At 66.7% G+C, this 26,218-nt stretch carries 24 protein-coding genes and 1 tRNA gene; 11 read left to right on the top strand and 14 right to left on the bottom strand.

Annotated features, from left to right (window positions below; translation table 11 throughout):
- Window positions 1-165: 165 nt before the first annotated feature.
- From ACW17Z_RS18770 to ACW17Z_RS18785, 4 genes are all read right to left on the bottom strand, one after another.
- Window positions 166-381 carry a hypothetical protein gene (locus ACW17Z_RS18770; protein WP_419321178.1) on the bottom strand — a complete coding sequence of 72 codons (216 nt, stop codon included), beginning with the start codon at window positions 379-381 and terminating at the stop codon, window positions 166-168.
- A gap of 151 nt (window positions 382-532) precedes the next feature.
- Complete coding sequence (locus tag ACW17Z_RS18775) at window positions 533-1,573, bottom strand: DUF2891 domain-containing protein (protein ID WP_492057099.1); 1,041 nt, start codon at window positions 1,571-1,573, stop codon at window positions 533-535.
- Window positions 1,551-2,507, bottom strand: coding sequence for a DUF979 domain-containing protein (locus ACW17Z_RS18780; protein ID WP_492057100.1), 957 nt, complete (start codon window positions 2,505-2,507; stop codon window positions 1,551-1,553). The genes ACW17Z_RS18775 and ACW17Z_RS18780 overlap by 23 nt, the downstream gene beginning before the upstream one ends.
- A complete protein-coding gene (locus ACW17Z_RS18785; protein ID WP_419321182.1) occupies window positions 2,504-3,178 on the bottom strand; it encodes a DUF969 domain-containing protein in 675 nt (224 codons plus the stop codon). The genes ACW17Z_RS18780 and ACW17Z_RS18785 overlap by 4 nt, the downstream gene beginning before the upstream one ends.
- A gap of 167 nt (window positions 3,179-3,345) precedes the next feature.
- On the opposite strand from ACW17Z_RS18785, the gene ACW17Z_RS18790 reads away from it, so the two are divergent.
- The 5 genes from ACW17Z_RS18790 to ACW17Z_RS18810 all read left to right on the top strand — a co-directional run bounded on the left by ACW17Z_RS18790 (window position 3,346) and on the right by ACW17Z_RS18810 (window position 11,671).
- Complete coding sequence (locus tag ACW17Z_RS18790) at window positions 3,346-4,122, top strand: class II aldolase/adducin family protein (protein WP_419321184.1); 777 nt, start codon at window positions 3,346-3,348, stop codon at window positions 4,120-4,122.
- A 29-nt stretch (window positions 4,123-4,151) separates the two neighbouring features.
- Window positions 4,152-4,910, top strand: a complete 759-nt coding sequence (locus ACW17Z_RS18795; RefSeq protein ID WP_492057101.1) for a hypothetical protein — start codon at window positions 4,152-4,154, stop codon at window positions 4,908-4,910.
- 121 nt (window positions 4,911-5,031) lie between these two features.
- On the top strand, window positions 5,032-6,153 hold the full coding sequence (locus ACW17Z_RS18800) for an efflux RND transporter periplasmic adaptor subunit (protein ID WP_492057103.1): 1,122 nt from the start codon (window positions 5,032-5,034) through the stop codon (window positions 6,151-6,153).
- On the top strand, window positions 6,153-9,290 hold the full coding sequence (locus ACW17Z_RS18805) for an efflux RND transporter permease subunit (protein ID WP_492057104.1): 3,138 nt from the start codon (window positions 6,153-6,155) through the stop codon (window positions 9,288-9,290). The genes ACW17Z_RS18800 and ACW17Z_RS18805 overlap by 1 nt, the downstream gene beginning before the upstream one ends.
- A gap of 14 nt (window positions 9,291-9,304) precedes the next feature.
- On the top strand, window positions 9,305-11,671 hold the full coding sequence (locus ACW17Z_RS18810; RefSeq protein ID WP_492057105.1) for a thiamine pyrophosphate-binding protein: 2,367 nt from the start codon (window positions 9,305-9,307) through the stop codon (window positions 11,669-11,671).
- On the opposite strand, the gene ACW17Z_RS18815 is transcribed toward ACW17Z_RS18810, so the two are convergent.
- The 3 genes from ACW17Z_RS18815 to ACW17Z_RS18825 are packed head-to-tail and all read right to left on the bottom strand — an operon-like array spanning window position 11,668 to window position 13,353.
- A complete protein-coding gene (locus ACW17Z_RS18815; protein ID WP_419321189.1) occupies window positions 11,668-12,021 on the bottom strand; it encodes a nuclear transport factor 2 family protein in 354 nt (117 codons plus the stop codon). The genes ACW17Z_RS18810 and ACW17Z_RS18815 overlap by 4 nt on opposite strands.
- 1 nt (window position 12,022) lies before the next feature.
- On the bottom strand, window positions 12,023-12,856 hold the full coding sequence (locus ACW17Z_RS18820; RefSeq protein ID WP_492057106.1) for a nuclear transport factor 2 family protein: 834 nt from the start codon (window positions 12,854-12,856) through the stop codon (window positions 12,023-12,025).
- The gene (locus tag ACW17Z_RS18825) at window positions 12,856-13,353 is read right to left on the bottom strand and encodes a c-type cytochrome (protein ID WP_419321191.1); all 498 of its coding nucleotides are present in this window, start codon (window positions 13,351-13,353) and stop codon (window positions 12,856-12,858) included. The genes ACW17Z_RS18820 and ACW17Z_RS18825 overlap by 1 nt, the downstream gene beginning before the upstream one ends.
- Window positions 13,354-13,639: 286 nt before the next feature.
- On the opposite strand from ACW17Z_RS18825, the gene ACW17Z_RS18830 reads away from it, so the two are divergent.
- The 3 genes from ACW17Z_RS18830 (at window position 13,640) to ACW17Z_RS18840 (ending at window position 15,138) form a co-directional block, all read left to right on the top strand.
- A complete protein-coding gene (locus ACW17Z_RS18830) occupies window positions 13,640-14,143 on the top strand; it encodes a GcrA family cell cycle regulator (RefSeq protein WP_419321192.1) in 504 nt (167 codons plus the stop codon).
- Window positions 14,144-14,194: 51 nt separating this feature from the next.
- Entirely contained in the window at window positions 14,195-14,410 is a 216-nt protein-coding gene (locus ACW17Z_RS18835) for a hypothetical protein (protein ID WP_419251642.1), read from the top strand.
- 179 nt (window positions 14,411-14,589) lie between these two features.
- Window positions 14,590-15,138 (top strand): MarR family winged helix-turn-helix transcriptional regulator, encoded by a 549-nt coding sequence (locus ACW17Z_RS18840; RefSeq protein WP_492057107.1) that lies wholly within the window; start codon window positions 14,590-14,592, stop codon window positions 15,136-15,138.
- On the opposite strand, the gene arfB is transcribed toward ACW17Z_RS18840, so the two are convergent.
- The 3 genes from arfB to ACW17Z_RS18855 all read right to left on the bottom strand — a co-directional run bounded on the left by arfB (window position 15,135) and on the right by ACW17Z_RS18855 (window position 17,303).
- Entirely contained in the window at window positions 15,135-15,557 is a 423-nt protein-coding gene (gene arfB, locus ACW17Z_RS18845; protein ID WP_419321194.1) for an alternative ribosome rescue aminoacyl-tRNA hydrolase ArfB, read from the bottom strand. The two genes, ACW17Z_RS18840 and arfB, sit on opposite strands and share 4 nt — an antisense overlap.
- Window positions 15,554-16,003, bottom strand: coding sequence for a YaiI/YqxD family protein (locus ACW17Z_RS18850; protein WP_419255861.1), 450 nt, complete (start codon window positions 16,001-16,003; stop codon window positions 15,554-15,556). The genes arfB and ACW17Z_RS18850 overlap by 4 nt, the downstream gene beginning before the upstream one ends.
- Window positions 16,004-16,247: 244 nt before the next feature.
- Entirely contained in the window at window positions 16,248-17,303 is a 1,056-nt protein-coding gene (locus tag ACW17Z_RS18855; RefSeq protein ID WP_492057108.1) for a D-alanyl-D-alanine carboxypeptidase family protein, read from the bottom strand.
- A gap of 80 nt (window positions 17,304-17,383) precedes the next feature.
- Here ACW17Z_RS18855 and ACW17Z_RS18860 point away from each other — a divergent pair, with 80 nt between their 5' ends.
- Window positions 17,384-18,499, top strand: a complete 1,116-nt coding sequence (locus ACW17Z_RS18860) for a L,D-transpeptidase family protein (RefSeq protein ID WP_492057109.1) — start codon at window positions 17,384-17,386, stop codon at window positions 18,497-18,499.
- A 5-nt stretch (window positions 18,500-18,504) separates the two neighbouring features.
- Here ACW17Z_RS18860 and ACW17Z_RS18865 read toward each other — a convergent pair.
- Together ACW17Z_RS18865 and ACW17Z_RS18870 are read right to left on the bottom strand one after the other, a co-directional pair.
- Window positions 18,505-18,580, bottom strand: a tRNA-Thr gene (locus tag ACW17Z_RS18865).
- Window positions 18,581-19,276: 696 nt separating this feature from the next.
- The gene (locus ACW17Z_RS18870; protein ID WP_492057110.1) at window positions 19,277-19,690 is read right to left on the bottom strand and encodes a DUF1761 domain-containing protein; all 414 of its coding nucleotides are present in this window, start codon (window positions 19,688-19,690) and stop codon (window positions 19,277-19,279) included.
- Between the two features lie 169 nt (window positions 19,691-19,859).
- Between ACW17Z_RS18870 and metG the strand changes: the two genes are divergently transcribed.
- Both metG and ACW17Z_RS18880 read left to right on the top strand, forming a co-directional pair.
- Window positions 19,860-21,575, top strand: coding sequence for a methionine--tRNA ligase (metG, locus tag ACW17Z_RS18875; protein WP_492057111.1), 1,716 nt, complete (start codon window positions 19,860-19,862; stop codon window positions 21,573-21,575).
- 31 nt (window positions 21,576-21,606) lie between these two features.
- Window positions 21,607-22,773: an MFS transporter gene (locus ACW17Z_RS18880; RefSeq protein WP_492057112.1), complete on the top strand. Its 1,167-nt coding sequence runs from the start codon at window positions 21,607-21,609 to the stop codon at window positions 22,771-22,773.
- On the opposite strand, the gene cysN is transcribed toward ACW17Z_RS18880, so the two are convergent.
- Both cysN and cysD read right to left on the bottom strand, forming a co-directional pair.
- Window positions 22,761-24,674, bottom strand: coding sequence for a sulfate adenylyltransferase subunit CysN (gene cysN / locus ACW17Z_RS18885; protein ID WP_492057113.1), 1,914 nt, complete (start codon window positions 24,672-24,674; stop codon window positions 22,761-22,763). The genes ACW17Z_RS18880 and cysN overlap by 13 nt on opposite strands.
- A complete protein-coding gene (gene cysD / locus ACW17Z_RS18890; RefSeq protein WP_419251633.1) occupies window positions 24,675-25,592 on the bottom strand; it encodes a sulfate adenylyltransferase subunit CysD in 918 nt (305 codons plus the stop codon).
- Between the last annotated feature and the right edge of the window lie 626 nt (window positions 25,593-26,218).

Raw genomic sequence — 26,218 nt, forward strand, 5'->3', positions numbered from 1 at the left:
ATGAGGGCGTTAACAGAGCCCTGGTCTCGGCCCGGATCGCCAGCGTCGCAGGGGTTTAGAGGGCGCGACCTATCCGGTGGTCAGGGCCAGCATCGCGAAGGTCGCCAGCCCGTGCTCGCCCATTTGGTCGCCGGCGACGTGCGGCGCGGCGGCTGCCTGGCGGCCTCAGGCGTGCAGGGATGCAGACTGCCTGACGCAAGCGCGCACGCCCGCGTCGAACAGCGCGTCGCAGATCGCCAGGGCGTTCTTGTAGGCGGCTTCAACGTCTTCAAACCGGCCCATGGTGCGGCCTTCTTTCGAGACCACCCAGCCGGTGGACGCCTCGATCACTTCGATCCGTTGGTAGGCTTTGGCGTCTTCGCTGATGGTATCGCACCGCATGGAGGCACTCGATCTTACTGTAAATGGGGCGCCAATCCCTGAGCTTGTCCAAGATTTGCATGGTAGCGTTAACGCCAGTCGCCCAGCGACAAAAGTCAAACACTGTAAATTCGCGCGAACCTCTACCGGATTGGGGTTCCGGAGAGACTGTTCAGCCGTTGGTCAGGGCCAGCATTGCGAAGGTCGCCAGCCAGTGCTCGCCCATATAGTCGCCGGCCACGTGCGGTACGGCGGCCGCCAGGTGGGCCATGGCGGCGTTGATGACCAGCGGCTTGGCGGGGTCGAGCTCCGGCAAGGCCCCGGCCAGGGTGCGCCAGCACCAGGCGCGCGACAGGTTCAGGCCATCGAGATGGGCGATCTTGCCGTCGGTGCGATCGCTGACCCGGGCCGGCGTGAACAGGGTCGCGGGCTGCCTGGCGGCCAGGTCGGGCAGGAAGCGCACGAACCAGATCTCGAAGGTTTCGCGCGGCAGCAGCCGGCGCATGGCCTCGGCCTCGATCAGGGCCGGCGAGAGAAAATCATCGCCTGAGGGCTCCCAGGCCTGACAGGCGGCGTCCTGGCCGTACCAGATTATCGCCTTGGTCGTCAGGAGCTGGCGGAAGACGGTGTTGCCCGTCATGTCGGCATATTCCGAGGCCAGGACCAGGGCGAAGGCCGTGTTGGTGTGAACGCCCGCGCGGACCGGATAGTCGGCCAGCGGCAGGAAGGCCTCGAACCGCTCCACGAACATCCTGGCCAGCGGCGCATGGCGGGCGGCCCAGGGACGGTCACCGTGCCGCATCAGTTCGGCCTGCAGCATCAGACTCCAGGCCCAGCCATAGGGCCGCTCGAAGCCCCGGCTTTCGGGGCGGGCCAGATAGGCGATCTCGGCGGCGACCTTCTCCTCGGTGAAGGCGTCGTCGAACAGGGCGATGATCGTCTCGGCCTCGGCTATTTCGGGGCGCGCGCGCAGCAGGGTGGCCAAGAGCCAGTAGCCGTGGACGCAGGAGTGCCAGTCGAAACTGCCAAAGAAGATCGGGTGCAGGTCGCGGGGCGTGCGGGCGTCGGCGTCGCCGGCCAGCACATGGTCCAGCTTGTTGGGATATTCGCGCGCGATGTGGCCCAGGGCGATCTTCGCAAACCGCGACGCCGTGGATTGGGCAAGGCTTGGGCGGGCCGGACTGGGGCGGCTAGACCCTGAAGGCGAGGACATTCATCAGGACCATGTTGATGACCAGCATAAGGACGGCGGTCGGCGCCTGGGCGCGGATCACGCCGTACCGGTCCTTCAATTGCAACAGGGCCGCCGGCACAAGGTTGAAGTTGGCGGCCAGCGGCGTCAGCAGGGTGCCACAGAAGCCCGACAGCATGCCGATGGCGCAGACCACGGCCGGGTCACCGCCGAACCGGCCGATCACCAGGGGCAGGGCGATGCCGGCGGTCATGACCGGAAAGGCCGCAAAGGCGTTGCCCATCAGGATGGTGAAGCCAGCCATGCCAAGGCAATAGGCGGCGACGACGGCGAAGCGGCTGTCGACCGGCGTCCAGGCCACGGCCAGTTCGCCGATGGTCTGGCCTACGCCGGCCAGGGCGAACACCGCGCCCAGCGCCGCCAGCATCTGCGGCAGCAGCGCCGCCCAGCCCACCAGATCCATCAGACGGCGACCTTCCTGCAGGGGCGAGGAGGGCGGCTGCTTGAAGAGGGCCTGGGCCAGGATGGCGGCCACGATCGCGGCCAGGGCCAGCGAAATCAGGGTTGCGTGCTTGGCCTCGACCAGCGGCGCGCCGTTCAGGGTCATGGCCTTGAAGGCGAACGTGCCGATCAGGGTGATCAGCGGGATGACAAGCGCCGGCAGGAAAAGTCGGGCGCCCAGCTTTTCGGCCAGGGCCTGGCGCTCTTCCGGCGTCGTGGTGGTCGGCGCGCCGACGCCCAGTTGACCCGTTCCCGCCAGCAGCGCCAGCCCCAGCACCAGGAACCCGTTGCCCAGGTCGCCCAGATAATCGCCCAGCAGAAAGCTGACCGAGACCAGGGCCCAGAACGCGGCATTGCCCCAGCGCCTGGCGTTTGTCCTGTCGCCGGCGCTCAGCAGGGCGAAGGCGGCGAACATGGCGCCGGCGACCAGATAGACCAGCGGCAGGCCGATCATGCGTCAGCTCCTGTCCTGGTCGCCCCGAGCTTGCGGTCAAACAGCAACAGCCGCGCGCCATGCACCAGGAAGGCGGCGATGGCCGTGGGAATGGCCCAGACCGACAGGTGCAGCGGCTCGACCGTGATGCCGCTCTGATCCAGGAAGCCGACGATCAGCAGGATCGATCCTATGGCCATGAAGATGTCCTCGCCAAAGAACAGTCCGATATTGTCGGTGGCGGCGCTCATGGCCTTGATGCGCTCGCGAGACGGCTCGTCGACAGGACCAGCATTTTCGGCGGCGGCTTCCGCCATTGGCGCGACCAGGGGGCGGACGGTCTGGGCATGGCCGGCGACATGGGTCAGGCCCAGGGCGGCGGTGATCTGGCGCAGGGCCAGATAGGTCAGCAGAAGCTTGCCGGCGCTGGCCCCCTTCAGGCCCTGGATCGTCATGCGGGCGCGCTCCTGCAGGCCAGACCGCTCCAGCACGCCGATGGCCGGCAGGACCAGCCAGGCGATGCTGACATAGCGGTTGGTGTTGAAGGCCTTGCCGAAGGCGGCCAGCACCTCGAGCGGGCCGAGACCCGAGGCCAGTCCGGCGGTCAGAGCGGCGGCGACGACCACCAGCAGCGGGTTGAAGCGCAGGGCGAAGCCCACGACGATCACCGCCACGCCCAGAAGGGTCAGCATGTTTGAAAGGTCTCCCGCCCGACGATTCCCCGCAGACCGTCTTCCTGCTGACCGTCGGGCGTGCGGAGACGGCTGGCAAGTCCTGGCTTCCGTGAAGACGCGTACTTGACGCTGGGCGTCCCCGGCGCGACCTTCAACTCAACAATGATAACCTAGGGAGGCCTCCCATGGCCGACGGAGCCACGTCCATCAGCACGTCCCTCAGGGGCAAGGTCAGCGACGCCGAGTGGCAGGCGCGCGTCGATCTGGCCGCTCTGTATCGGCTTGTCGCCGTGCACGGCTGGGACGACATGATCTTTACGCACATCTCGGCCCGCATTCCGGGGCCGGAGCATCACTTCCTGATCAACCCCTATGGCGTGTTCTTCGGCGAGATGACCGCCTCGGCGCTGGTCAAGGTCGATCTGGACGGCAACGTCATCGACAAGACCTCGTACTTCATCAATCCGGCGGGCTTCACCATCCACTCGGCCGTCCACGCGGCCCGCGAAGACGCCCACTACGTCATGCACCTGCATACCGATCAGGGCGTCGCGGTCTCGACCCACAAGGAAGGTCTGCTGCCGCTGGCGCAACAGGCGCTTATCGTCTTGCCTCAACTCGCCTATCACGACTATGAAGGTATTGCGCTCAATCTTGACGAGCGGGAGCGGCTGGTGGCCGATCTCGGCGACAAGAAGCTGATGATGCTTCGGAACCACGGCACCTTGTCGGCGGGTTCGACCGCAGCCGAGTGCTGGATGGGGATGTTCTTCCTGGAGCGCGCGTGCAGTCAGCAGGTGATGGCCCTCTCGGCCGGACGCGACAACGTCCTGATGGCGCCGGAGCACGCTCAGGCCGAGGTGCGCAGCCAGACGGGCGGCGGGCTCGGCATGATCGCGGGCCTGGCCTGGCCGGGTTGCCTGCGCAAGCTGGATCGGGAGTCGCCCGGCTACGCCGACTGACAATCCGTTATCGACGAAGCTCAGCCGCCGTGATCCTGGCGATCACGGCGGCTTTTCTTTGCCTGACAGGTGGCGAAGCCATGGCCGGGGCATGGCCGATGTCGAAAGGTCAGACCCAGGTGATCGCCAAGGTCGAACGGCAATCGGCCGACCAGGTCTTCGACGCCGATGGCGCGGTGCGCGATCTGGGGCGGCGCGAGGACGAGACGGCCTCGGTGTTCATCGAGCATGGCGTGACCGATCGCCTGACCTTGCAGGCCAAGGCCGGGCTGACGCGGGGCCGCGACCCGTTCGTGCGCTATGAAGGCCGCAGTCCGGTCGAGCTGGGGTTGCGTTACGCGGTGCTCAAGCGACCCCGAACCGTCGCGGCGATCTATGTTGGCGCGGCCGAGCCTGGCGTCGGCCGCAACGCCGGCTATGCGGCGCCGGGGCAGGGCGAGGTGGATCTGGAGGCGCGGCTGCTTCTGGGACGCTCTGTGACGACCCGCAGGGGAGAAATCTTTTCGGATCTGCAACTGGCCCGTTTGCGGCGATCAGGCCTGGCCGACGAGACCCGGATGGACGCGACCCTGGGCTTTCGGCCAACGCGCAACTGGCTGGTGATGGCCCAGACCTTTGCCGGCGAGGCGGACGCAAAGCCCCGGAAATCCAGCTGGGTAAAGGCCGAACTTTCGGTTGTTCGCGGCTTTGGCGCCTGGAGCGTGCAGGCTGGCTGGCGGCAAACCCTCGCGGGTCGAGAGATTGCACGGGATCGTGGCGTTGTGCTGGGGATCTGGCGCGGATTCTGAGTGTTGCAGGACTGAAATGGTCCGTCATCCTGCTGTCACTGGACGTGGGTTTAGGGGGACGGCATATGTCCCCGCACCTTGTCGCCGCCGCCGACTCTGTTCGGCGCCTGGAGTCCGTTCCTTGATCCGCAGGCACTTCTTCCTTTTGGCGGCGCTGGCCGCCGTGGTTCTCATGCTCGTTGTCGGGGGCATGAAGCTGGCGTTCGGGCAAAAGGCGGCTGGCCAGGGTGGTCCTGGCGGCGGACGGGCCACGACTGTCTCCCAGACTGTCGTGTCGTCCAGGCCCTTCACCGACCGCATCGAGGTCCTTGGCGTGGCCAAAGGACTGCAGTCGGTGACGATCACTTCCAATACCGCCGAAATGATCACGGCCGTGCACTTTGTCGATGGCCAGGCCGTATCGCGCGGCCAGGTGCTGGTTGATCTGAAGTCGGCCAGCGAGGACGCGGGCATCGCCGAGGCCAAGGTGCGCCTGGCCCAGGCCGAGCGCGACTATCAGCGCTGGAAGACCCTGGCCGATCGCGGCGTCGCGCCGCGCGCCACCGCCGAGCAGTATCTGGCCGCCGTCGAGACGGCCCGCGCCGGTGTCGCCTCGGCTCAGGCCCAGAAGCTGGACCGCGTGATCCGTGCGCCGTTCTCGGGTCGCGTCGGCATTTCGGATGTCGCGCCCGGCACCCTGATCAGCCCCGGCACGGCCATTGTCAGCCTGGACGATGTTTCGGTGATCCGCGTCGATTTCTCGGTGCCTGACCGCTATCTGGCCACCCTGCGCCAAGGCCTGCCGATCTCGGCGCGGCCTGACGCCCTGCCGGGTGAGACCTTCCAGGGCCGTATCGCCCAGATCGACACGCGGATCGATCCCACCACCCGCGCCGTAAAGGCCCGCGCCGAGTTCCCCAATCCGGGCGGTCGCCTGAAGCCGGGCATGCTGGTCAAGGTGTCCATCGACCAAGGCCTGCGCACCGCGCCCGCCGTGCCCGAGGCCGCCGTTCAGTTCGAAGGCACCCAGGCTTCGGTGTTCCTGATCGTCAAGGGCCCCAAGGGCCAGGTGGCGCGTCGCACCAATGTCGAGACCGGTCTGGCCTCCGGCGGTTTCGTCGAGATCAGCTCGGGCGTGAAGCCGGGCGACAAGATCGTGGCCGATGGCCTCAATCGCGTACAGGACGGCGCGTCGATCGGCGGCGGTCAAGGTGGCAAGAAACCCGGCGCCGGCGCCGGCGACGCTGGTCGCAAGGCGAACTGATGATCTCGGATCTTTCCGTCCGCCGCCCGGTCTTCGCCGCCGTTGCGGCGATCCTCCTCTGCGTCATCGGCCTGGCCGCCTTCACGGGTCTGCCGATCCGCGAACTGCCCAATGTCGATCCGCCGGTCGTGTCGGTCTCGACCGCCTATCGCGGCGCCTCGGCTGAAGTGATCGAGGAGCGCATCACCCAGGTGATCGAGCGCCAGGTCTCGGGCATTCAGGGCATCGACCGGGTCAATTCGTCGTCGCGCGACGGCCGTTCGCAGATCAGCATCACCTTCACGCTCGACCGCGATCTGGACGACGCCGCCAACGACGTGCGCGACGCCGTCAGCCGGGTGTCGGCCAACCTGCCCGACCAGGCCGATCCGCCGCAGATCGCCAAGGCCACGGCCGACAGCTCGCCGATCATCATTCTGAACCTGACCTCGACCAGCCTGTCGCCGCTGGAGCTGGCCGACTATGCCGACCGCTATCTGGTCGAGCGGATGTCGACCGTGCCCGGCGTGGCCCAGGCCGGCCTGAACGGCCAGCTCTACGCCATGCGCATCTGGCTCAATCCCGACGCCATGGCCGCCCGCGGCGTGACCGTCGACGACGTCGAGAACGCCCTCAACAGCCAGAACGTCGAACTGCCCGCCGGGTCGCTGGAGAGCGACAGCAAGGACTTCACCATCCGGGTGACCCGCAGTTATTCCAAGCCTGAGGACTTCGTCAAACTGCCGCTTCGGGCGGCCAACGCCAGTGGTTTCGTCGTCAGGCTTGGCGACGTGGCGCGGGTGGAAGAGGGCTCCAACGAGCGCCGGAAGATCTTCCGCGGCAACACGGTCAACCAGGTCGGCATCTTCCTGACCCGCCAGTCGCAGGCCAATGACGTCGCCATCTCCAAGGTGGTCGACGCCGAGATCGCGGAGATCAACAAGACGCTGCCCCCTGGCACGCAACTCATCAAGGCCGTCGACAACTCGGTCTTCACCGCCGAGGCGATCCACGAGGTGTGGGTCACCATGGGCATCTCGATCGGCCTGGTGGCCCTGGTCAATCTGCTGTTCCTGGGCAGTTGGCGGGCGGCGCTGATCCCGTCGATCATCGCGCCGATCTGCATTCTGTCGACCTTCATCGTCCTGGCGCCGCTGGGCTTTTCGCTCAATCTGCTGACCCTGCTGGCTCTGGTGCTGGCCGTCGGCCTTGTGGTCGATGACGCCATCGTCGTGGTCGAGAACATCCAGCGCCGCGTTGACGAGGGTGAGCCCGCGCCCGTCGCCGCCCTGCGCGGCACGCGCCAGGTGTTTTTCGCGGTGGTCGCCACCACCGTCGTGCTGATCTCGGTCTTCGCGCCGCTGATGTTCCTGCCCGGCTATACGGGCCGCCTGTTCGTCGAGCTGGCCGTGGCCATCGCGGCGGCCGTGGCGTTCTCGGCCCTGCTGGCCTTCACCCTGTCGCCGATGCTGGCCTCCAAGCTGCTGCGTCCGGCGGGTACCGGCGGTTGGCTGGCCCGCAAGGTCGACTGGGCGATGGACAGGCTGAAGGACAGCTATCGCCACTCGCTGGAAGGTCTTCTGGCCGCCCGCGCCGCCAGCTGGGCGACCGGCGCCGTGGTCATCATTCTGGCGGCGGCCGCCGGCGGCCTCTTCGTGATGCTGCCCAAGGAAATGGTGCCAGCCGAGGATCGCGGCCGCGTCGATATCAACATCAACGGCCCAGAGGGCGCGGGCTTCGACTACACCGTCAAGGCCGCCAACGAGGTCGAGCGCCAGCTTGAAAAGTACCGCGCCGACGGCGTCGCCGACCGGACCATCATCTCGGTCCCGCGCTTTGGCCAGAGCCAGTTCAACACCGGCAATGGCGTGTTGGTGCTCAAGGACTGGGGCGAGCGCGACAAGACGGCTGACGAGGTCGCCGCCGAACTCAACAAGACCCTGAGCAAGATCACCGGCGTGCGCGCCGTGGCCAGCGTGCGCGGCGCCTTCCAGCGCGGCGGCGGCGGTGGCGGCGGGACGAACGTCGACCTGATCGCGGTCGGCAACGACTATGTGGAGCTGGCCAACTGGCTCAAGCCCATGCTGGAGGCTGCTCAGGACAATCCGGGCCTGTCGCGTCCGCGCATCGACTACGAGCCGACCTCGCCGCGACTGTCGGTGCAGATCGACCGCGACAAGGCCGCCAGCCTGGGCATCTCGGCCCAGTCCATCGGCCGGGCGCTGGAGACCATGTTCGGCTCGCGGCGCGCCACGACCTACATCAAGAACGGCCAGGAATACGACGTCATCCTGCAGTCCACCCTGGAGCAGCGCCGCAGCGTCGCCGACCTGGACCAGCTGCAGGTGCGCACCCAGTCGGGAACCCTGGTGCCGCTGTCGACCGTGGTCACCACCCAGCTTCGCGGTGACACGCCCGACCGCCCACGCGTCGACCGCCTGCGCTCCGTCACTCTGACTGCGCAGCTGGCGCCGGGCTATACCGTCGAAGACGCGGTGAAGTTCCTGCAGGAGGAGGCCGCTTCCCGGCCAACGCCTGGAGTCAGCGTCAAGTGGGGCGGCCAGGCCAAGGACTATCTGGAAGCCTCCGGCGCTGTCGGCGTCGCCTTCGGTCTTGCCCTGTTGCTGGTCTTCCTGGTGCTGGCCGCGCAGTTCGAAAGCTGGATCCACCCGGCGGTCATCATGATGACCGTGCCGCTGGCGGTGCTGGGCGGGCTGTTTGGCCTGCTGATGACCGGCTCGACCGTCAACACCTACAGCCAGATCGGCCTGATTATCCTGGTCGGCATCGCGGCCAAGAACGGCATTCTGATCGTCGAGTTCGCCAACCAGCTGCGCGACGAGGGCCTGAAAGTGAAGGAGGCGGTGATCGAAGCCGCCGTCCTGCGCCTGAGGCCGATCATCATGACCTCGATCGCCACCGCCATGGGCGCCCTGCCGCTGGTGCTGTGGACCGGCGCTGGCGCCGGCAGCCGCCAGACGATCGGCGCCGTGATCTTCATGGGCGCGATCTTCGCCACCCTGCTGACCCTGTTCGTGGTGCCGGTGTTCTACAACCTGCTGGCTCGCTTCACGAAGTCTCCGGAGTGGACGGCGCGGCAGATCGAGGACTATGAAGCCCGGGAACAAAGCGGTGAGGGGCAATCCTCACCGGCATAAACCGGTGAGGAAGCATGCCTGACGGCTCAATGACCGCGAAGCGGCAGGAGATTGCGCTCCTTCGCCGCATCGAGGAACGCATTCTCTGGCTGGCTTCGTGGACGATCCACAACGCCAACCACCTGCGCGAGAGCCGCGACGGCCTGAAGGTCGGCGGACATCAGGCCTCTTGCGCTTCGGTGACCACCCTGATGACGGCGCTGTACATGAAGGCGCTGCGGCCGCAGGACCGGGTGGCGGTCAAGCCGCATGCCAGCCCGGTGTTCCACGCCATCCAGCACCTGTTTGGCCGCCAGAGCCTGGACAACCTCAAGCGTTTCCGTTCGCTGGGCGGCGCGCAGTCCTATCCATCGCGCACCAAGGATGTCGACGATGTCGACTTCTCCACCGGCTCGGTGGGTCTGGGCGTGGCCATGACCGCCTTTGCCTCGCTGGCCCAGGACTATCTGGCGGCGCGCGGGGCGGTGAAGCCCGAGGCCATGGGCCGCATGATCTCGCTGCTGGGCGACGCCGAGCTGGATGAGGGCAACATCTACGAGGCCCTCATCGAGGCCTGCAAGCACGACGTCCGCAACACCTGGTGGATCGTCGACTACAATCGCCAGAGCCTGGACGCGACCACCCAGGACCGGATGTTCACCCGCTATGGCGAGATCTTCGAGGCCGCAGGCTGGACGGTCGAGACGCTGAAATGGTCCCGGCGCCAGCGCGATGCCTTTTCCAGGCCGGGCGGCGAGGCGCTGCGCACCTGGATCGAGACGGCTCCCAACGACCTCTATTCGGCCCTGACCTATCAGGGCGGCGCAGCCTGGCGCGAGCGCTTGAACGCTGACCTGGCCGACCATGCCGACACCCTGGCCCTGATCGCGTCCTACAAGGATATCGATCTTGCCGAGTTGATGACCGAGCTGGGCGGCCATTGCCTGGAGACGCTGCTGGAGGCCTTCGAGCGCGCCAGCCACGACGACGCCCCGCGCTTTTTCATCGCCTATACCGTCAAGGGCCTGCGCCTGCCGTTCCAGGGCCACAAGGACAACCATTCGGGCCTGATGACCCCGACCCAGATCGCAGAGCTTCGCCAGCGGCTGGGCGTGGTGGAGGGCGAGGAGTGGGATCCGCTGTCGGGCCTGTCCAGCGCCGAGCGTACGGCCCTCAAGGGCCTGATCGCCCGCGCGCCCTTCGCCGCCGACGTCCAGCGTCAGCACGTGGCGCCGGCCATCCCGACACCCAGCGCCGACGAACTGCTGGAAGCCGTCGCCGGAGGTGGCGAACAATCCACCCAGGCGGCGTTCGGCAAGGTGATGTTCGAGATTTCGCGCCGCAGCGACGAGTTCTCGGGCCGGGTGGTGACCACCTCGCCCGATGTCACTGTCTCGACCAATCTGGGCGGGTTCGTCAACCGACGCGGCGTCTTCCATCGCCGCGCGCACGAGGACGTCTTCAAGCGCCGGCGCATCCCTTCGGCCCAGGTGTGGTCGATGGTCGAGACGGGGCAGCACATTGAGCTGGGCATTGCCGAGAACAACCTGTTCATCGTCCTGGCGGCTCTGGGCCTGACCGCGCCGCTGTTTGGCGAACGGCTGTTCCCGGTCGGCACGCTGTATGATCCGTTTATCGCGCGCGGTCTCGATGCGCTGAACTATGCCTGCTACCAGGACGCCCGTTTTCTGCTGGTCGCCACCCCCAGCGGCCTGACCCTGGCGCCGGAGGGCGGCGCGCACCAGTCGATCAACGGGCCGGTGATCGGCATGGCCCAGCCGGGGCTGGACACCTACGAGCCGGCCTATGCCGACGAGACGGCCGTCCTGATGGCCCGCGCCTTTGAACGCATTCAGGACCCCGACGGCGCCTCGACCTATCTGCGGCTGTCGACCCGGGTGATCGCCCAGCCCGAGCGGGCGGATGACGCCTGGCGGCAGGGAACGATCGACGGCGCCTACTGGCTGAGGCCGCCTGCGCCCGGCGCGCGGCTGGCCCTGGTCTTCAGCGGCGCCCTGGCGCCCGAGGCCCTGGCGGCGTTCGAGGCCCTGTCGGAAGACATGCCCGAGGCCGGCCTGCTGGCCGTGACCTCGGCCGACGTCCTGCACCGCGACTGGACGCGCGGCGGACGTGCGCGCTGGACGGGGGAGGGCGCCCAGAACACGCCGGGGGCCTCGACCATCGAGACCCTGCTGTCGACGCTGGATCGCGACGCCGGCCTGGTCACCCTGACGGACGGATCACCCCTGGCGCTGTCGTGGCTGGGTTCAGTGCGCGGTCAGCGGGTGCGGGCGCTGGGGCTGGAGACCTTCGGCCAGTCGGGTGATCTGCCCGACCTGTATGCCAGGTATCGCCTGGACGCGGACGCCGTGCTCGACGCCTGCGCGGACCTGCTGGCCTAAAGGCCGTCCAGGATCGTCATGCGCCGGATCAGGCCGTCGGCGAAGTCGTAGGCCAGCACCGCGCGCGTGTCGGACCACAGCTGGCCGTCGCGGCTTCGGACCGCGTACTGGATGTCGAGCACGATCCTGGCCGGCGGCTCTTCGCGGACGGTCACCTGGCGGGCGTCCAGCTGCATCAGGTCGAACTGCCGGGCAAAGTAGTCGACAACAGCCGCGCGGCCCTGCAGGACCCCGCCTTCCAGGCTGTTTGGCCACGCGGCGTCTGCATGCAGTAACGCCCCCAGCGCCAGGGGATTTCGCGCATTGTAGGCTTCATAGGCCTTGGCCAGCAGGGATCGCTCGTGGCGCATCTCAGAGTCCGGCCGTCGAATTGACGACCATTTCGCTGATCCTGCCCGCGCGCAGGCGGTAGGTCGCCTGGATCTGGCCTTCCCCCCAAGGCCCGCCTTGTGCGCCGCGCACCTGCACGTGCAGACAGGCCTCGACCCGGCCATCGGGCATCTGGCGGGTAGAGAGCAGCGACAGGCTGACATGGATCAGCGCGAACTGGCGCAGATAGTAGGCCCGGATCTGGTCATGTCCCACCAGGGTTTCGCTTTCCAGACCGTCGGGGATGCGAGCGTCCGGCTCGAAGAGCGCCATGACCGCGTCAATGTCCTGACGGTCGATCGCGTTGTAGAGCGCGCTCAGCAGGGCTTCCACTGAAGCGTCCGCGGCAACCCCGTCCTTGTGGCCGTCCATTCGGCGGGGCAGGGCGCCCTCCATCCGCCGGCGAGGGCGCGATTGAGCTTCAGCTTGCGGGTTTGCGAGGGTGTCAGGGCGCGGGGGCGGTCGGTCCAGGTGTTCGATATCCATGCGCGAAACCTGGCCATCGCGCAGCGTGTAGTACTGCCGCAGCTGAATGTCGGACCACAGGCTGCCCGTCGCACCGCGCACCACCTGGTTGACATCGACCCGCACCCGGCCGTCATCCTCGATCGCGAAAGCGATGGGCGTCACCTCCACGTGAATGAACTGGCTGTTGGAATCCCAGTAGTCGCGCACCGCCGCATGGCCCACCAGACGGCCGCCCCGGGTCTGATCGGGCCAGTCGACGTCGTCGCACAATCCGGCCGCGACCGCCGGGAAGTCGTGGCGATTGAAGGCTTCGAAGAGCCGGGTCAGCAGCGCCTCGGCCTCAATCATCAGGACGCGGGCTTGAAGCCCGTCTCGACCTTCAGATAGGCGATCAGATCGATGCGATCCTTGGGATCCTTGAGGCCCGCAAACGACATCTTGGTTCCCGGAAGGAAGCCGCGCGGATCGGCCAGCCACTTGTCGAGATGCTCGCCGTCCCAGACGAAGCCGGCGGCCTTGACCGCTGGAGAATAGGCGTAGTCGGCGACAGCGCCGGCCTGGCGGCCAAACACCCCGTACAGGTTGGGGCCAGTCAGGGACGGGCCGCCCTCGGCGATGGTGTGGCAAGAGCGGCAGAGTGCGAACTTGCGCTGACCATTGGCCAGGTCACCCGTGTTGTAGGGGGCGGGAAGCGTGGCCAACAAGGCGACCTTTTCAGCCTCGTTCGGGCCGGCGGCGACAGCGGGTGCGACCTCAGACGCGCTCTGCGTCTTGTCGTCATCCTTGGAACAGGCTGTCAGAATGACGCAGAGCGCCGCGATGGCGGCGGAGTGAAAGACGCGCATGAAAATCCTCGAGCGACACTTGGACGCAAACTATGCGACGCCGCGCCACATTCAATTACAGCCTAGGTTCTGAGCCACAATTTCTCGTGTAACGACGTTATGCCGTCAAGCTTCCGCCACGGTTCAGACGGGGGGCCTGCGACAATTGTTGGTACGATCATGATTCCACTCACGAAAGGTGAATTCGCGAACCGTGGGTCTGCACATAAATATTTGACGACCGTTAACCATGATCCTACCGAAAAGAGGCGGGGGGGCTGCCCCGCCTTGGGTTGGGAAAATCAAGATGGACTGGAACGAAGAGCGGACTGCGGTTTTGAAGAAGCTGTGGCTGGAAGGCATGAGCGCCAGCCAGGTGGCCCGACAGCTGGGCGGCGTCAGCCGCAGCGCCGTGATCGGCAAGGTGCACCGCTTGGGCATCACGGCTCGCGAGACGCCCCTTCGCCCACGCGCCTCGTCGGCCCGCTCGCCTAGCCGCATCCCGGTCAGGACCCGTCAGGCGAACGCGATAGCGCCGGCCCGCATCCCGGTCATCCGCGCTGCGCCGATCATCGTCGACCTGGAGCCGACCTCTGGCATCCTCGGCCTCGAAATCCATTCCTGCCGGTGGCCGATCGGCAATCCCGACCAGAACGATTTCGGCTTCTGCGGCCGCGAGAAGCCCAAGCGCGCCTCCTATTGCGACCAGCACGCCCGGGGCGCCTTCCGTCGCTTCCAGTCGGCCGGCGAGATCGAGACGTGGAGCCGCCAGGGCGTCCCGGAAAAACGGATCCAGCAGCGCCTCGGCTGAGGCCGATCCACCCCCATTCAAATCTTCACCGCCTGCCTTGAGTAGATTCCCATGAACATGGTCCTCATCGAAAACACCGCCGGCAGCAGCCAGGTGATCACGATCATTGAAGAGTTCGCCGGCCATTCGGTGTCGCGCGATCTTAACCCTGGCGATGCAGCGCGCATCCCCGTCAGCCAGTTCAAGTCGATCACCGTGCGCGAGACCTATCCCGACGACTGGCTCAGCCGTGGCCGGGCCCGCAACCGGGCTGTCGCCAACGCCTGACCATCCCTGAGATCCTCGAAACTCCCCTGAACGACTCCACCCTGCCTTGACCCCGCGAGCCCCTCTCGCGGGGTTTCTTTTGCGCCCAAGACGCGCGCCAGAGAGGGGACTGGTGCGATCGCGCTCAATTTTACGTCGCGGTGGTCTGACCTCGGTTGCGCCGGCCAGGGCCTCGTGACATGAAAGCGCCCACGCACGACCGGGGGGACGAAATGCGGGTTCAGGACACCGGGGAAGAGTACGTCGTGCCGCTGCCAAGCTATCTCAGCTATCTGCTTTATCAGACCGAGCAGCATCGCCGCTCGCTGGCCTCCGACTGCATCGCGCGGCACGGCCTGAGCTTCCCAAAATGGATCGCCATGGTCGCCCTGCGGCGCTTTGGTGAATGCTCCATGACCCGCCTGGCCAAGCTTTCGGCCAGCGACCGCACGACCCTGACGCGCTCGATCGACGGCCTGATCCGCGACGGCCTTGTCGAGCGCAAGGCCTCGCCGACGGACCGCCGCATCGTAGTGGTCAGCCTGACCGCCGCCGGCGACGCTCTGCTCACCCGCATCCGCGCCGACATCCGCCCGCTCAACGCCGAGGTCTGCAGCGAGCTGACCGCCGAGGAGCAGGTCACGATGACGGGCTACCTCAAGAAGATGCTGGGTGGACTGATCGAAGAGCCTGAGTGGAAGCAGGATGTCCTGGGCTTCAACCAGCGCGCCGAGCCGCTGACGGTTTAGTCTTCGCCCCTGGGCTTGCCCCGCAGCGTCTTGATCCCCGCCCGCTTGCCCTTGGTCTCCAGCCGCTTGAGCTTGCTGGAATAGGTCGGCTTGGTCGGGCGGCGAGGTTTGGGCTTTTCCGTTGCGCGCTTGATCAGGTCGATCAGCCGGTCGCGTGCTTCCTGGCGGTTCATTTCCTGCGAGCGGCTGCCCTGGGCGAACAGCACCAGCACGCCGTCCAGGGTCATGCGGCTGCCACCCAGCGTCTCCAGCCGCGCCTTGACGTCCTCGGGCAGGGTGGGGGAGTTCCTCACATCAAAGCGCAGCTCGATGGCGGTCGAGGTCTTGTTGACGTGCTGGCCGCCGGGGCCCGAGGCGCGGGTCGCCTTCTCGATGATCTCGTCGTCGTCGATGCGCAGCCAGCTGGTGATCTCGATCATCGCCGCCCTCGCGTGGCCTTGACCACCACCGTGTCGAGGGCCTGCAGGAACTTGCTGCGATCATTGGGGCCAAAGGCCTTGGGGCCGCCGGTGATCTCGCCCATCGAGCGCAGGTGCTCGCCGATCGATCGCGAGGCCAGGGCCGAGCCGATCATGTCCGGCGTGAAGATCCGGCCATTGGGCGCGAGCGCCGCGGCGCCGGCCTTCAGCACCCGGTCGGCGAGCGGAATGTCGTTGGTCACGGCGACGTCGCCGGGCTGGGCGCGTTCGGCGATCCAGTCGTCGGCGATGTCGGGGCCGGCGTCGACCACCACCTGCTCGACCGCCGGCGTCAGGGGCACACGGATCCAGCTATTGGAGACCACGAAGGTCTTCAGCCCGTAGCGCGCGGCGACCTTGTAGATCTCGTCCTTCACCGGGCAGGCGTCGGCGTCGATGAAGATCACGGGCGGGCGAGGGGCGTTCACGGCGAGGCTCTCAAGGAATACGGCCACGCGCATAGCATGGGCGCTGCCTGGGAAGAGAGAGGCTTCAAGGTGAAGGGGAAGAAAAGCTCCAGCCCGATGCGCGAGGCGCAAGGGGCTGGAGAGAAGTGGCCGCGCATGCGGGCGCGGTACAAGGGGGGATCGAGGGGGGGAGGGGATAGGTCTCGAACCTGCACGATAAGCGCGCGACAGCGAAGCCGGTTCCCTAGCGCGGAAGACGCAACGGCGCCGGTACAGGGGCGGGATCCACCGGGGTCGATCCGGCCTGCGGCAAGCTCTTGATCGGCACGCCCGGCAGCAAGGGCTCGCCGGTCCATTCCCAATGCCAGGGCTCGTAGGGATAGTTGACGAAGCCAAAGCGTCCGGCGTTGACGATCATCCACTGGAACACGTCCGAGCGGGCCATGGCCCGGCGATTGTCGTCGGCCGAGCTGTCGGGGCCAAAGCCCGGGGCGGCGGCGATGTAGATGTCCATGGCCAGGCCGGTGCGATGGGCTGAGCAGATGGAGCGCACCAGGCCCTGGCAATTGTTCTCCCGGGCGCAGCGCTCGGCGTCGGCGGCCGGATCGCGGTAGCCGGAGAAGATGGTCAGGATCTCGGGGCGAGGGACCACGCCGGCCGCCCTGGCCTGGCTGACCATCTGGCGGTAGGCGTCCAGCGCTCCGGGGCGCAGCTGGATCGTCTTGCCGCCATAGCTTTCCCCTGCCCGCGCGGTTTCCAGGGCCGAAAGCGCCGGCGCGCCGGGACACATCCCCTGGGCATTGATCCGAGCGAATGGTCGCTCCAGGTGCCAGCCGCGGAGCATCGGCTGGAAGGTCGTCGCGTCCAGGATTCCGGACGGTTGCAGTCCGTGGGCTCGTTGCCAGACCGCCAGGGCCGCCGCGAAACCCGGGGTGGAGGGCGCGCAGCGTGTGTGGATCTCGGCCGCGATGCGGGGCGCATAGATCTCCCAGCCAACCTCAGGCCGGCCGAACGGATACCAGATCATGCTGCTCAGCGAGGCTGTGTTGGCGCCGCGCGCACCGGCCGGGGCCCGGCGGGACTCGCAGTTCTCGTCGGGCTGAACGTCGGGAGCGGAAGCGGGCGGATCGACCGAGGGGATGTATTGCGTCGCGGCCTGCTGTTCCCACGGCGGCGGCTGATCGGTCACCAGCGGCGATGGAACGGGGTCATCGCCAGGCCAGACGACCCAGACGACGAACGCGGCGACCGCCAGGGTGAGCAGGCCGAAGATCCAGGTCAGGGGGCGCAGCAGCTTCAACCGGTTCTCCCCAAGCGTGCTGGAACTTCGCCATGACTGAAGACTTCAGACCGGCAGTCGTTCCGTCTGGAGTTTCCAACATGCCCTTTGATCCGCGTCCCGTCGCCCTGGCGTTTGGCGGCATCCTCGCCCTGGCTGCGTGCTCGGACCCTGTTGCGGAACCTCCGGCGGGATCGCCCGTCGCGCCGCCGTCACCGGCGACCGCCCAGAGCACCGTGCCCGTGGTCGCCGCTCCGCCCGCAAACGTGGCCGTGGCAACCTCCAGTTCGCCCCAGGCTCAGGTCATTGATGCGGCGACCTTTGATCCCGCCGTGGTCGATCCGGAGGGCCTGAAGACAGCGATGATCCGCGCCCAGGTCCTGCTGGACCGCGCCCATCTGTCGCCCGGCGTGATCGACGGACGGCCCGGGACCAATGTCACCCTGGCGCTGGAGGCCTTCCAGGCCGCCAGGGGCCTGCCGGTCAATGGCAAGCTGGACAAGGTCTCGTTCGACGCTCTGGTCTCCGGCGATGGCGGACCGGTGATGACCGACTATGTCGTCACCGCCGAGGATGTCGCCGGTCCCTTCCAGCCCAACATCCCCAAGGGTGACTATGAAGCCATGGCCAGGTTGCCGGCCCTGTCGTTCGGCGACGTGGTCGAGGCCCTGGCCGAACGCTTCCACATGGACGAGGCCTTGCTGCGCGCCCTCAATCCCGGCGTCGATTTCACGGCGGCCGGGACGTCCATCGTCGTCGCGGCCGTCGGTCCTGACAAGCTGGCCGGCAAGGTGGCGCGCATCGAGATCGACAAGGCCCGGGGGCAGGTCCGCGCCTTCGATGACCAGTCCGTCCTGCTGGCGGTCTATCCGGCCACGGTCGGCAGCACCGAGCGCCCGGCCCCGACCGGCGAGTGGGCGGTCAACACCGTCGCGCCCCGGCCGACCTATACCTATGATCCCACGCGCCTGACCTTCGGCAAGCCCAAGGGCAAGCTGACCATCAAGGCCGGGCCCAACAATCCGGTCGGCTCGACCTGGATCGACCTGACCAAGGACACCTACGGCATCCACGGCACGCCCGATCCCCGGCTGGTCAACAAGCGCGCCTCGCACGGCTGCGTGCGCCTGACCAACTGGGACGCCGCCGAACTGGGCGCGGCGGTCCAGAAGGGCGCCAGGGTGGTGTTCCTGGGCGCAGAGGCCAGGGCGTCTTAGGGGAATGGTGCCGGTTGCAGGAATCGAACCCGCGACCTTCGGTTTACAAAACCGCTGCTCTACCAGCTGAGCTAAACCGGCCAATCGCCGCGCGAAGCGGACGGAGGCTTCCTTAGCGTCCGGACCGCTGGTGGGCAATGGCTTTGGTGTCTGCGCCGACCAAGGGGATAGGGATCGCGCCGTCCCCGGATGGGCACGGGGATAGACGCCCCAAGCCCTCCCCCTGAAGGGGGAGGTAGCCGGAGGCCGGTGGGGGAACACCGCATTGATTCAGCAGCACTTCCCCCTCCGATCGCTGCGCGATCGCCTCCCCCGCTAGGGGGAGGACTTGTATGGGCGTCCAGACAATCGACGCAGCCCTCTTAAAACCTCCCGTATTCTGTACCCACCTCGTCGCGAGGAAAGGGCGCAAGGCCAGCGACCATTGCGGCGGCGGGGGGTGATCGAGCGGGACTGGGGTCGAGGGGGATACTCGACCGGTCCGGGGACCTGGTTGCTGGCCAGACCCGCCCGCCGTCGGCGTGGATGGGGATCAAGGCGAGTGTTGGTCAGGATTGGCCCCACGCCCCCCGACCTTCGGGACTTCGGGAAACCGAAGCTTCCGGGTTCCGGTAAGGCCCCAACTGGGCCACCCGCTGGGACGCTGACGGATAACGACCACGCGGAGCGGACGGCTTCGTCGAAACGGTAATCTCTATTTCATCTCCGGGCGAGCCCGGACGCTCCGCGACTCTTTCCATCACCCTCGCAGTGAAAGCGCGAGGTCGCGCAGCCGTGTCACCCCGCCTTCGCCTTCAACCGCAATCCGCCCAGCAGCGCCCCGCCGATCACATAGGTCAGCAATTGATAGCCGCCATCGATCCACAGCAGCGGCAGGTTGCCGGCCGCGTAGACGTAGTCGAGGCTGACCACTGTCAGGGCGAAGAACACGCAGGCGGCAAGGGCCACCCTGGCGCCGCCCATCCAGCTGCGGGCGTCCAGCCGGCCGATCAGCCAGTCCAGGCCGATCAGAATGATGACCATGTTGACGAAGCCCAGGCTCATCCGCCACTCGGTCCCGACAAACTCGGCTTCGGTCATTTCCATCGCCGCCATCCAGGCGTCGCTGAGGACCGCGCCATACCAGACGATGCCGATGATCTGTCCGACGACCAGGGCCGCGACGAGGCCCAGCCAGTTGATGCTCTTCATAGACGTTGTCCCCCGATGGGGCCGGATCGGTCTGTCCGGCTCCCCCGGGGGAAGGGAAGCTGCATAACGATGTTTGGTCAACGGTCCGGCGCTTTTGTTTCGCGGCCCGGCCTTCTATATGCGAACGCCTGTTTCCTTGATCCCTGACTCCCCGGAAGATTTGCGCCTCATGGCTCGTATCCTGATCACCTCCGCCCTGCCGTACATCAACGGCATCAAGCACCTGGGCAATCTGGCGGGATCGATGCTGCCGGCCGACGTCTATGCGCGCTTCCAGCGGGCCCGGGGCAATGAGACGCTGTATATCTGCGCCACCGACGAGCATGGCACCCCGGCCGAGCTGGCCGCCGCCGCCGCTGGCCAGGACGTGGAAACCTACTGCGCCGAACAGCACATCCTGCAGCGTGACGTCGCCGCGGCGTTCGGCCTGTCGTGGGACTGGTTTGGCCGCTCGTCCTCGCCGCAGAACCGCGTCCTGACCCAGCATTTCGCGCAGGTGCTGGAGGCCAACGGCCTGATCGAGGAACGCGTCGACCAGATGGTCTATTCCATCGACGACAAGCGCTTTCTGCCTGACCGCTATATCGAGGGCACCTGCCCGCACTGCGGCTTCGAGAAGGCGCGCGGCGACCAGTGCGACAACTGCGGCAACCTGCTGGACCCCACCGATCTGAAGAATGCCTATTCGGTGATCTCGGGCTCGCGGAACCTGGAGGTGCGCGACACCCGCCACCTCTATCTCCTTCAGACCAAGATGGCCGACAAGATCCGCGCCTGGGTCGACACCCATGGCGACTGGCCGATCCTGGCCAAGTCGATCGCCTACAAGTTCCTGGATGAGGGCCTGATCGATCGCGGCATCACCCGCGACCTGGCCTGGGGCGTGCCGGTGGTCAAGGACGGCGCGCCGCGCCCGGGCATGGAAGGCAAGGTCTTCTACGTCTGGTTCGATGCCCCGATCGAATACATCGCCGCCACCCAGGAATGGGCCGAGGCGCAGGAAGGTCGCGATTGGCAGCGCTGGTGGCGCACGGACGCCGGCGCTGACGACGTCCGCTATGTCGAGTTCATGGGCAAGGACAATGTCGCCTTCCACACCGTCAGCTTCCCGGCGACGATTCTGGGCTCGGAAGAGCCGTGGAAGAGCGTCGACATGCTCAAGGCCTTCAACTGGCTCAACTGGTATGGCGGCAAGTTCTCGACCAGCTCCAAGCGCGGGGTGTTCATGGACGCGGCGCTGGAGATCCTGCCGCCCGACTTCTGGCGCTGGTATCTGACCTCGAACGCGCCGGAGAGCTCGGATACCGCCTTCACCTGGGAGATGTTCGCCAGCTCGGTGAACCGCGACCTGGCCGACGTGCTGGGCAATTTCATCAACCGCATCCTGAAGTTCACCGAGGGCAAGTTCGACGGCGTGGTGCCGGAGGGCGGTCAGCCGGGTCCGCTGGAAGAAAAGCTGTTCGCCGACGTCTCGGCCCGCCTGGCCGATCTGGCCGAACAGATGGACGCCATCGAGGTGCGCAAGAGCGCCCAGGCCCTGCGAGCCCTGTGGGTCGTCGGCAACGAGTATCTGCAGGAAGCTGCGCCGTGGACCGCGATCAAGACCGACCGCGACCGCGCCGCTGTGATCGTCCGCACGGCCCTGAACCTGGCGGCGCTGTACGCCAAGATCTCGACGCCGTTCATCCCGTTCGCGGCCGAGAAGATCGCGGAAGCCTTCTCGCTGGACTTCCCGGCCGCCTGGCCGAGCAACGATGCGGCGGTCGAGCTGTCATCGCTGCCGGTCGGCCTGTCGGTGCGCGCGCCCGAAGTGCTGTTCAAGAAGATCGACGAGGACATGATCGCCGAATGGACGGCCCGCTTCGGCGGGGCGGAAGAGGGGTGATCTTCATCCGCGACATAGACTGCGCCGGCCGATGAGCAGCCTGACGCGGCTCAGCTTTTTCTACGTCGCGATGTATCTCGGGACAGGCGTCAGCCTGCCCTATATCGGCACCTATCTTCGCGATCGCGGCATGAGCGGCGCAGCGATCGGCCTGATCCTGGCCATCCCGATGCTGGCCCGGCCCTTCACCGGCCCGGCCCTGGCGGTTTGGGCCGACGGCTTCGCCCTGCGCCGCTCGCCGATGGTGTTGCTGTCGCTGGGCGCGGGACTGGGCTACGCGGCCCTGCTGATCGCGCCCGGCGCCCTGGGCCTGGCCATCGCCTGGATGATCGGCCAGACGCTGCTGTCGACGGTTTCGCCCCTGGTCGACGTCATCGCTCTGCGGCGGGCGCGGACCGAGGGGTTCAACTACGGCCTGCCAAGGGGCACAGGCTCGGCGGCCTTCATTGTCGCCAATCTGATCATGGGTGTCGTGCTGGCGGTCGCCACGCCGGCCATCATCCCCATCTGGATCGCCGCAGCGGCTTTCCTGACGGCTCTGGCGGCGGCGGTGTTCGTCCCGCCTGAACGCGTTCATGCCGAGGGCGCCAAGCCCGTCGGATCCGAACGCTGGAAAGGCCTTGGCTCACTGCTGCGCGACCGGACGTTCCTTCTGGCCGTCATGACCGCCGGCCTGATCCAGGGCGCCCATGCCTTCTACTACGGCTTCTCGACCATCCTCTGGCGGGGGCAGGGGATTTCCGAGCCGATCATCGGCCTGCTGTGGGGCGTCGGCGTCGCCGCAGAGGTGGCCTTCATGTGGTTCCTGGAGCCCTGGCGTCGCAAGGTCGGACCTGAAAAGCTGATGATCCTGGGCGGCGCGGCGGCGGTGCTGCGATGGGTGGCCTACGCCTTTGCGCCGCCGCTCTGGATGCTGTTTCCGATGCAGCTTCTGCACGCCCTGACCTTCGCGGCCAGTTTCCTGGCTTCGCTTCGTCTGATCGAGAAACTGACCCCGCCCGCCAACGCCTCGGCCGCCCAGGCGATCAACTCTGCCCTGTCGGGCGGCTTCACCCTGGGCGTCGCGACCCTGTTCGCGGGGCCGCTGTTCGACGCCTTCGGATCCTACGGCTATCTGGCCATGGCGGGTGTGGCGGCGCTGGGTCTGGCCGGAGCCGTCGCCCTCAACCGCCGCACCGGCAGCCGTCAGATGTCGTAGTCGATCTCCTGGCCTTCCAGCCAGGCCACGATCCGTTCGGCGGCTTCGACCGGGGTCATGGCCGTGGTGTCGATGCGAAGCTCCGGCGCTTCGGGGGCCTCGTAGGGGCTGTCGATGCCGGTGAAGTTCTTCAGTTGGCCCGCCCGGGCCTTGGCGTACAGACCCTTGACGTCACGTTGCTCGGCCACGGCCAGGGGGGTGTCGACAAAGACCTCGATGAACTCGCCGCCCTCAAGGATCTCGCGGGCCATCCGCCGTTCGGCGCGGAACGGCGAGATGAAGGCGGTCAGCACGATCAGGCCGGCGTCGACCATCAGCTTGGCCACCTCGGCGACCCGGCGGATGTTCTCGACGCGATCCTCCTCGGTGAAGCCGAGATTCTTGTTGAGGCCATGACGGACATTGTCGCCGTCGAGGAGATAGGTGTGACGACCCAGGGCGTGCAGGCGTTTTTCGACCAGGTTGGCGATGGTCGACTTGCCGGCCCCCGACAGGCCGGTCAGCCACACGACCTGGCCGCGTTGGCCCTTGAGTGCGGCCCGGGATTGTTTCGTGACGTCCGTATGTTGCCAGTGAATGTTGTCGGCGCGGCGCAGGGCGAAATTGATCATGCCGGCGCCGACCGTCCGGTTGCTGATCCGGTCGATCAGGATGAAGCCGCCCAGTTCGCGGTTATCGGCATAGGCTTCGAAGGGCACAGCCTGGTCGAGCGACAGGTTCACGAGCCCGATCTCGTTCAGTTCCAGCCGCTTGGCGGCGGACTTCTCAAGCGTGTTGACGTTCACCCGGTGCTTGATCTCGGTGACGCTGGCCCCGACGGTCCGGGCCCCGATCTTCAGCAGATAGGCGCGGCCGGGGGGCAGGGGCTCGTCGTCCATCCAGACGACGGTGGCCTCGAATTGTCCGGCCACGGGGCTGGGCGCATCGGCGGCGACGATCAGGTCGCCGCGCGAGATGTCGATCTCGTCGGCCAGGGTAATGGTCACCGACTGCCCGGCCACGGCCTGGGGCAGGTCGTCGGGCAGGGTGACAATGCGCTCGACGCGGCTCTCGCGACCCGAGGGCAACACGCGGATCCGGTCGCCCGGCTTGACCACGCCCGAGGCGATCAGGCCCGAGAATCCGCGGAAATCCAGATTGGGGCGGTTGACCCACTGCACGGGCAGGCGGAACGGCTGGGCCTGCAGATCGTCCTCGACCTGAATGGTTTCCAGCCAGTCCATCAGGATCGGGCCGTCGTACCAGGGCGTCGCGTCGCTCTTGCTGGCCATGTTGTCGCCGCCCAGGCCCGAGATCGGGATCGGAGTGAAGACCGACAGGCCGATCTGATCGGCGAAGGCCCGGAAGTCGGCAACGATGGCGTCGAAAGTCGGCTGGTCCCAGCCGACGAGGTCCATCTTGTTCACCGCCAGGACGATGTGGCGGATGCCCAGCAGGCTGACCAGGTAGGCGTGGCGGCGGGTCTGGGTGAGGACGCCCTTGCGGGCGTCGATCAGGATTACTGCGGCGTCGGCGGTCGAGGCGCCGGTGACCATGTTGCGGGTATATTGCTCGTGGCCGGGGGTGTCGGCGACGATGAACTTGCGCTTGTCGGTGGCGAAGAAGCGGTAGGCGACATCGATTGTGATGCCCTGTTCGCGCTCGGCGGCCAGGCCGTCCACCAGCAGGGCGAAGTCGATCGCGCCGCCTTGCGTTCCTACCCGCTTGGAGTCGGCCTCGAGGGCCGCCAGCTGGTCCTCGAAGATCATCTTGCTGTCGTACAACAGCCGGCCGATCAGGGTCGACTTGCCGTCGTCCACCGAGCCACAGGTGATGAAGCGCAGCAGCGACTTGTGCTGGTGGGCGACCAGATAGGCGTCGATGTCCTCGGCGATCAGGTCGGAGGGCTTGTAAACGGTCATCTAGAAATAGCCCTCCTGCTTCTTCTTCTCCATCGAGGCGGACTGGTCATGGTCGATGACCCGGCCCTGTCGCTCGCTGCTGGTGGCCAGCAGCATTTCCTGGATGATCTGGGGCAGGGTGGAGGCGGTGCTCTCGACCGCGCCGGTCAGCGGATAGCAGCCCAGGGTGCGGAAGCGGACGCTCTTCATCTGCGGAACTTCGCCTGGGCGCAGCCGGAAACGATCGTCATCGACCATGATCAAAGACCCGTCGCGCTCGACCACCGGCCGCTCGGCCGCGAAATACAGCGGCACGATCGGGATGTTTTCGAGGTGGATGTACTGCCAGATGTCGAGTTCGGTCCAGTTCGAGATCGGGAAGGCCCTCAGGCTTTCGCCCGGGTGCTTGCGGGTGTTGTAGAGCTTCCAAAGTTCGGGCCGCTGGTTCTTGGGGTCCCAGCGTTGCTCGGCCGAGCGGAACGAGATGATCCGCTCCTTGGCGCGGCTCTTCTCCTCGTCGCGCCGGGCGCCGCCAAAGGCCGCGTCGAAGCCGTACTTGGAGAGGGCCTGTTTGAGGCCCTCGGTCTTCCACATGTCGGTGTGAAGGGCGCTGCCGTGGTCAAAGGGGTTGATGCCCTTGGCCTCGGCCTCGGGGTTCTTGTGAACCAGCAGGTCAAATCCAAGGTCGGCGGCGACCTTGTCGCGCAACGCGTACATGGCCCGGAACTTCCAGGTGGTGTCGATGTGCAGCAGCGGAAAGGGTGGCCGCGACGGGAAGAACGCCTTGGCCGCCAGGTGCAGCATCACGGCGCTGTCCTTGCCGATCGAATACAGCATGACCGGCCGTTCGCACTCGGCCGCCACTTCGCGCAGGATGTGGATGCTTTCGGCTTCCAGGCGCTGGAGGTGCGTCAGGCGGGCCGGCGAGATGTCGGTCATGAACGGTTCCGGCGAAGCGCTGGGTGCGATCGATGCAAGCTGGGTAGGGGCCAAAACAAGCGTCCGCAAACAGAATTAAATGCCGATCGTCGCCGAATTCGGCAACAGCGGGCTGTGTACTGGCGAACTAGGCAGCGCGAGGGCCCGGGGCAAGCGGTGGAATTCTGGAGGCGTTGTCAGCTTGGGTGGCGCCGAACTCCGCGATCATGACCGAAAGTTCACTCGGTTAAGGTGCGATCCTGTCGCATAATGCCGTTATCGCACGGTGGGTCGGTCATGAGCTTTCTGGCGGAAATACTGGCTATAGTTGTGGTCTGGCTGTCGTCTCTGGCGCTGGGCCAACTGGGCGTTGCGCTCGATGCTCACCCCGTCGCCAAGTCGCCGCCCGAACGCAAGGTTTTTCGTTCGCCGCGTGGATCCATGAAAAGTCCGGTGACGGTCGCTCCGCCAAGCGGGGCGCCGCAAACGGTCTGAAGCGGCGCCTCTGCCCTCCGCGACGACGTGAAGCCCTTAAAACTCAACCGAAGCCGCTTTGCGCGCGGGCTTTTCGCCGCTAGGTTCATTCTCTACGCGAAATAGGGGCAGGGCGCGCGTTGACTGTCTTCGCCCTTCGCTGACCGCCTTGG

The organism is Caulobacter sp. GSs2, assembly GCF_058680895.1.